This is a genomic window from Okeania sp. (genome assembly GCF_983059655.1).
Window position 1 is genome coordinate 1 of sequence record NZ_CEZPJD010000017.1, and the last position, 5,910, is coordinate 5,910.

The following is a 5,910-nucleotide window of genomic DNA, read 5'->3' on the forward strand; positions in this document are numbered from 1 at the left end:
CGGGGTCTGACCGCTATTGCCTACTGCCAAATGAGCTGCGCACAGCGCTATACCTATTGCCTGCTTTGACTATCTATATAATTACCGGCTAATTCCGATACACTACCCTTTTCAGTCTGAAGTTGCCATTGCTCTACTACATTTAGGGAACCTTCCAAAAAATGACTGCGACAAACTCGACGCTGAATCTTACCACTGGTAGTTTTAGGAATACTACCAGTCTTCAACAGAGCGATCGCATAAACTTCTACTGTATGCTCTGCAGCCACTGCTTGTCTAATTGCTCCAACTACTTCCTCAACATTCAACTTCCGTAAATAACTACGTTCTACCTCTTGAACAATTATCAATCGCTCATCATCTTCTGCTTCTATAGAAAAAGCTGCCCCACAACTAGACCGTAAAGCGGGATGACACCTTTCCACGGTCAGCTCAATATCTTGGGGATAACGATACCTACCCCACAAAATCATTACATCTTTAATCCGACCAGTAATAAATAATTCCCCATCTTGTAAAAATCCTAAATCTCCGGTTCGTAAAAAAGGCCCTTTATCTGCCAAAAAAGCATTAAAAGTTCGTTCCGTCTCCTCTGACTGATTCCAATAACCCCTACCTACACCAGCGCCAGATACCCAAATCTCTCCAACTTCACCATCTGGACGTGGAGCTAATGATTCTGGGTCAACAATCATAATTTCATCGCCCAACCAAGCAAAACCACAACTAACCACAGCTCTACTTTTTTCACCACCAACCACAACTCGGTTTTCTGCTAAAGCTTCGGCATCTACATACTTAACAATTGGAGGTTTTGTTTTTGTTGCGCCACTGATAAATAAGGTAGTCTCTGCCATGCCATAGCAAGGATAAAAAGCTTCTGGGCGAAACCCACAAGGGGCAAAAGTCTCGGCAAATCTTTCTAAAGTTGCAGCTCGCACTGGTTCAGCTCCAGAAAATGCGACACTCCAACTACTTAAGTCTAAATTTTTCAGTTGTTTTGGCGTTACTTGCCGAGAAACTAGGTCGTAAGCAAAGTTGGGTCCGCCACTGGTTGTTGCTTTGTATTGAGAAATAGCTTTTAACCAACGTATGGGTTTTTGAATTAGAGCTACGGGTGACATGAGGGTGACGGGAAAACCTCCATATAAAGGTTGTATTACTCCACCAATTAATCCCATGTCGTGGAACATGGGTAGCCAAATTACGCCCTGACTTTCTGAGGTATGTTCAAATGACTGATAAATAATTTCTGAGTTATGCAATACGTTGCGGTGAGTTACCATTACTCCTTTTGGTTTGCCTGTGGAACCGGAGGTGTATTGGAAAAAGGCGAGGGTATCTGGGTCTATTTTTGGTTCTATCCAATGGGGTGCTTCAGAAAAATCAATTTTGTCTGTGGCTATCCAGGGTAACTGGTTGAGTTTGGGAGCTAAGTCTGGATTTTTGGCTAATTTTTCTTGAATTTCCCGTAAAAAAGATTCTGTGGTGAGAATGGCTTTTGGTTGTGAAGATTCGACTCTTTCTTGGAGTTTGGCTATTGCGTCGTTATTGAGGGGAGGGTTACTGGTAACGGCGATCGCTCCTGAACAGATACAACCAAAAAAGCTGGCGATAAATTCTAGTCCGGCAGTGTAGGGATAAACAACTAATATTCGGTCTCCTGGGGTGATGATTGATTGGAGGTGAGCAGCGATCGCTCGTACTTGGGTATTTAATTGTTGATAGGTTAAGCTTCCAGACTTGGTTTCTCCATCTGGCAAAAATGTATAAGCAGTTTGATTAGGTAGATTTTGAGAGCGATGGTTTAGGATGTCTAGTATTGTTGAGTATTTAGCCATTTGAGGATTTTTTGAGTAGATTAATATTTAGAGTATTGTATTGGTAAGTTTTTCTTGAGTACCACATAGTTGTAAATAGGTCAAATCTCTATTAGAGGGGCTGAGAAAAATTAGTTCATCTTGGTTAAATAAATATGAGGCGATCGCTCATTTAAACAATGGAATTATAGGTGTTTCAGGCTTTAAAATCTTATTAGGTAATAAAAATGCTATAGATTTTACACTAAGTATACGATATCACATAATTTGAAAAATAAGGCTGAAACCATTGAAACTATGTTGACGAGTTTATGGATTTTTAGGAATTTTTAGGTTTTTTTTGTCAGGAGTTGATGACAATCTTTTAAATTTTCTGTCAAAGAAGCTGAGATTGATAATTAAAACTTTTCAGATATTGATTAGTGAGTCCAGTAGGGTGTGTTGATGAAATGTAACGCACTATCAACGGAACGATTATTAACCCATAAGTGCGGTGCAACTGTGGCTCAAAATATTGCCAAATCATCTATTTTTATCAACTAAATCACCTCAAGCATCCTACTTTTTTTACTTTTCTAAAAAAAATATATTCGTTACCAAAGTAAAATAGAAAAAATTTGAACTTTGATTATTCTAGACTTTTGATTTTGTAGTTATTTTTAATAACTTTGTTTGTAAGTTTAATATTATCAGCAAATAGCCCCTGTCCTTTTTTGAGGATATGGGACGGGGGCTAAAAATTAGAACCTAAAACTAGCTAATTTTCTCTTGAATTTCTAGCTTTTCAGAACCAAACTCATCAAGATCTAAGTATGTTAGGTAGCTTGAAAAATGTTCCCTTAAAACTGCTTTTTGATCTTCATAAGAATTAAGGTTTTCTGACTTTAACAAACCTAAGCTTTCACCCAAAATATAGTCTACCTCAGCAATCCAAAAACCCAAGATTTGGTTCTGATTAGCTTGGTCAAGTATTTCACCTAATTTTTCTTCTTGTTCCAGATTTAATTCAGGTAAAAAAGCTAAAATAGCATACTCATTAATCAGCTTTTTCAAGCTAGGAGTTAAAGTCATTGAAAAATTTTTAATTTTAGTATGGAGCAAAGGAAAGTCGAGTTGTTCTAGTTCTAGACACTCAACAAAGACCGATGAATTGAATATTTTGGAATTGTCCCAAGACATAAGTTACTTATCTATTACTACATATACTTAGTGAGCTTTTACTTGTATTTGTGACGAACTGAGAGTGTCACGAAAATAGGCAAGTGACACTAAGTATATGGGTAGTCCTAGAAATGTAATGATATTGCTCAAATAAATAGTTGTAGCCGAGAAAATCATTACTTTAGATAGCACTATCAGAATCAATACACTCAAGCTATTAGGAGTAGATAATTTCAGATGAAGAAAGAAAGTTTTGATTTAGAGTTTTGCGAGTTATTACATCGAAATAGTCATGAAAGTGATTCACTATTTGTCTATATTTGGATGCGTATAAACCAATTTAGGCTGAATAAATTCTATCAACCAAACGACATTCTTAATGAAGTTTACAAGAGAGGCATTAAGGCTTTGGAAGAAGGAAAAACTATAAACAGTGTCTCAGGGTGGATTCGTGGAACAGCATATAATTATATTAGAGAGCTTAGTAGGAAAAAATCTAAAACAAAAAGCTTTGAAGAGCTTAGTGAAAAAGAATCTAAGTATGTAACAAAAAGCCTTAATTTGCTACAAAAATATGCAACTATACAAGATCGGTTTGAAAAGGCAAATAATAAAATAGAGCTATTAAACGAAGCTTTAAAAAAGTTAACTCTAGAGGAACAAAGACTTTTAAACTACAAAGAAATTCAAGGTTTATCGTGGCAAGAAATTGCGAGTTTGGAGGAATACCAAGGTATTACACCGTCTGCTCTGAGGAAACGTAAAGAAAGGGTTATCAAGAAATTGCGCGAATTTTGCCATTCTACAGTAGAGATATAATCATAGATACTCTTCTGGAGTCGAAAATCCTCGAAATTTTGAAATAATTAATATAGGGATGTTCTATGGAGCATCTCTATAATTACTTTTCGCTACCTGAATAGTATAGATATACGGAGTTGTTTTGATATATAAAGCCTTTTTAGCAATTAACAATTATTCGGTAAATTGAATTGATAAAATCAAATACTCTAAATTAATCAAATTGTTTGTTTTAAAATATAAAGATGAGTCAATTGTTGATTTGAGTGGGACCGGAAAAGAATCTGATTAATCAAAAAAAGCACGGTATTTTATTTTAAGAAGCCAAATCAGTGTTTTATGATGATAATGCCATTCAATTCTGGGATGAATAACACTCTGAGTTAGAGGATAGATTTTTATTGCTTGGTATAAGCTCAAAAATGCGAATATTATTGATAGTTCATTGTTATCGAGAACAAGAATCCGTCATCAGAATTATTTCTGCCCGCAAAGCAACTAAAAAAGAAAGTCAACTGTATGGAGGATAAAACCATGAAACCAGAATATGACCTAACTAAGATGAAAAGCCGTCCTAATCCTTATGCCAAAAAACTAAAGCAACAAGTAAATTTATCTTTAGGGATTGAAGTAATAGAATATTTTGAGAAAAAAGCACAAGAAAAAGGAATTTCTTATCAACAATTAATTAATTTATACCTTCAAGATTGTGTAAACAGCAAACGTGAAGTATCTTTTTGAATAGTGCGATGGCAACCTTGTAGAGTACTTCGCGGTGAAATGTAACGCACCGCCTTGATAAAAAGTTCAAATTCAAAATTCAAAATTTAAAAGTCAAAAGTAAGAATTTAATTGAACAAACTGTCAGCCAACTTTTAAGTATGAATAAGGAGTTAATTTTTGCCAACAGATAAACAAAAAGAAACTGCAATTTTTATTTGTTAGTTGCTATCTAATTTTTATCATCCCATCAATTTATTTCTCTACGATCAAAGACCAAAAATAATTGATATTCTAGTAGGGATAAATAATGGTTTAGAAATTGTAATTAACCAAGATAGAAATAGGGATTTTGAAATATGAACAAATCACTTTCACAAATGAGTAATAGAGAACTTCGTCAATATCTTTCAGAAAATCGTAATGACGAAGAAAAGTTTAGCCAAGCATTAGAAAAGTTAATGAGTCGGAAAAAGGAAAATTTTAAGTATCCTCCACCATCAGAAATTAATAGAGAAGAAATTGAGGCAATTTTTCAAGCCAAATTGAACCAGAAACAATAATGCGATCGCCTTTCGGATAAATTCAAAAGTCAAAAGTCAAAAGTAAGAATTTAGTTGAGCGAACTGCCAGTCAACTTTTAATTTCAAATTCAAAATTAAAAAGTCAAAAGTAAGAATTTAATTGAACAAACTGTCAGTCAACTTTTAAGTTCAAATTCTGATAATAAGTTAATTTTTGCCAACAGATAAATAAAAAGAAACTGTAATTTTTATTCAGCAAGCCCTATTTAATCTTTATCACCCCATCAATTTATTTCGTTAAGCTCGAAGATTAAAAAGAATTTGGACTTTAGTAGGAATTAATGATGATTTAGAAATTGTAATTCACCAAGGTATAAATTGGAATTTTGAAATATGAAATAATCAATCTCACAAATGAATAATACAGAACTTCGTCAATATCTTTCAGAAAATCGCCATAATGAAGAAAAGTCCAGTTAAGCATTATTTTGAATTTTCTTTCTAATCTAATAAGCATTCAGCAGTCAGCTTATAAATAGAGATTGATAAAAATACGACAGAAGAAGTTATTATTTTGATTGATATTGTTACTCACGATCGAGTTTATGAATAATTCCTTAGCTTAAGACTTAGATTTCTTGCCTTCTTCCTTCTTCCTTCTTCCTTCTTCCTTAATTTATGAAAATTGCTATTATTGCCTCTGGATTTTTACCTGTATTAGATGGAGTAACTGTCAGTGGTTTTTATCGAGTCCAAAAATTAAGTCAATTCGGACATCAAGTTTTATTATTTTGCCCAGACTATAGTCCTCTTGCTCATTTGTATCCTAATTGGAAAGATTATACGGGTAATATTTTTCCTGGAGTTCAAGTCATTAATTTACC

General features: G+C 34.2%; 8 protein-coding genes and 1 pseudogene. 7 read left to right on the forward strand and 2 right to left on the reverse strand.

Annotation, left to right across the window (positions count from 1 at the left end):
- Positions 1 to 53: 53 nt before the first annotated feature.
- Positions 54 to 1,841: a fatty acyl-AMP ligase gene (locus AC3DU7_RS02310; protein ID WP_488037754.1), complete on the reverse strand. Its 1,788-nt coding sequence runs from the start codon at positions 1,839 to 1,841 to the stop codon at positions 54 to 56.
- Between the two features lie 732 nt (positions 1,842 to 2,573).
- Positions 2,574 to 2,891, reverse strand: coding sequence for a hypothetical protein (locus AC3DU7_RS02315; RefSeq protein WP_488037755.1), 318 nt, complete (start codon positions 2,889 to 2,891; stop codon positions 2,574 to 2,576).
- Positions 2,892 to 3,218: 327 nt separating this feature from the next.
- Here AC3DU7_RS02315 and AC3DU7_RS02320 point away from each other — a divergent pair, with 327 nt between their 5' ends.
- The 7 genes and pseudogenes from AC3DU7_RS02320 to AC3DU7_RS02350 form a co-directional block, all read left to right on the forward strand.
- Positions 3,219 to 3,800: a sigma-70 family RNA polymerase sigma factor gene (locus AC3DU7_RS02320; RefSeq protein ID WP_488037756.1), complete on the forward strand. Its 582-nt coding sequence runs from the start codon at positions 3,219 to 3,221 to the stop codon at positions 3,798 to 3,800.
- Between the two features lie 404 nt (positions 3,801 to 4,204).
- Positions 4,205 to 4,312, forward strand: a complete 108-nt coding sequence (locus AC3DU7_RS02325) for a hypothetical protein (protein WP_488037757.1) — start codon at positions 4,205 to 4,207, stop codon at positions 4,310 to 4,312.
- Between the two features lie 4 nt (positions 4,313 to 4,316).
- Positions 4,317 to 4,523, forward strand: coding sequence for a CopG family antitoxin (locus tag AC3DU7_RS02330; RefSeq protein ID WP_488037758.1), 207 nt, complete (start codon positions 4,317 to 4,319; stop codon positions 4,521 to 4,523).
- A 204-nt stretch (positions 4,524 to 4,727) separates the two neighbouring features.
- The gene (locus AC3DU7_RS02335; protein WP_488037759.1) at positions 4,728 to 4,865 is read left to right on the forward strand and encodes a DUF6888 family protein; all 138 of its coding nucleotides are present in this window, start codon (positions 4,728 to 4,730) and stop codon (positions 4,863 to 4,865) included.
- Positions 4,862 to 5,065 carry a DUF6887 family protein gene (locus AC3DU7_RS02340; RefSeq protein ID WP_488037760.1) on the forward strand — a complete coding sequence of 68 codons (204 nt, stop codon included), beginning with the start codon at positions 4,862 to 4,864 and terminating at the stop codon, positions 5,063 to 5,065. The genes AC3DU7_RS02335 and AC3DU7_RS02340 overlap by 4 nt, the downstream gene beginning before the upstream one ends.
- Positions 5,066 to 5,431: 366 nt before the next feature.
- Positions 5,432 to 5,506 carry a DUF6887 family protein gene (locus AC3DU7_RS02345; protein ID WP_488037776.1) on the forward strand — a complete coding sequence of 25 codons (75 nt, stop codon included), beginning with the start codon at positions 5,432 to 5,434 and terminating at the stop codon, positions 5,504 to 5,506.
- A gap of 198 nt (positions 5,507 to 5,704) precedes the next feature.
- Positions 5,705 to 5,910: pseudogene (locus AC3DU7_RS02350) on the forward strand (glycosyltransferase); the annotation flags it as partial.

Bases quoted from the DNA above. Each gene is read 5' to 3' on its own strand.
- AC3DU7_RS02310 (WP_488037754.1), bottom strand. From the start codon at position 1,841: ATGGCTAAATACTCAACAATACTAGACATCCTAAACCATCGCTCTCAA.
- AC3DU7_RS02315 (WP_488037755.1), bottom strand. From the start codon at position 2,891: ATGACTTTAACTCCTAGCTTGAAAAAGCTGATTAATGAGTATGCTATT.
- AC3DU7_RS02320 (WP_488037756.1), top strand. From the start codon at position 3,219: ATGAAGAAAGAAAGTTTTGATTTAGAGTTTTGCGAGTTATTACATCGA.
- AC3DU7_RS02325 (WP_488037757.1), top strand. From the start codon at position 4,205: ATGCGAATATTATTGATAGTTCATTGTTATCGAGAACAAGAATCCGTC.
- AC3DU7_RS02330 (WP_488037758.1), top strand. From the start codon at position 4,317: ATGAAACCAGAATATGACCTAACTAAGATGAAAAGCCGTCCTAATCCT.
- AC3DU7_RS02340 (WP_488037760.1), top strand. From the start codon at position 4,862: ATGAACAAATCACTTTCACAAATGAGTAATAGAGAACTTCGTCAATAT.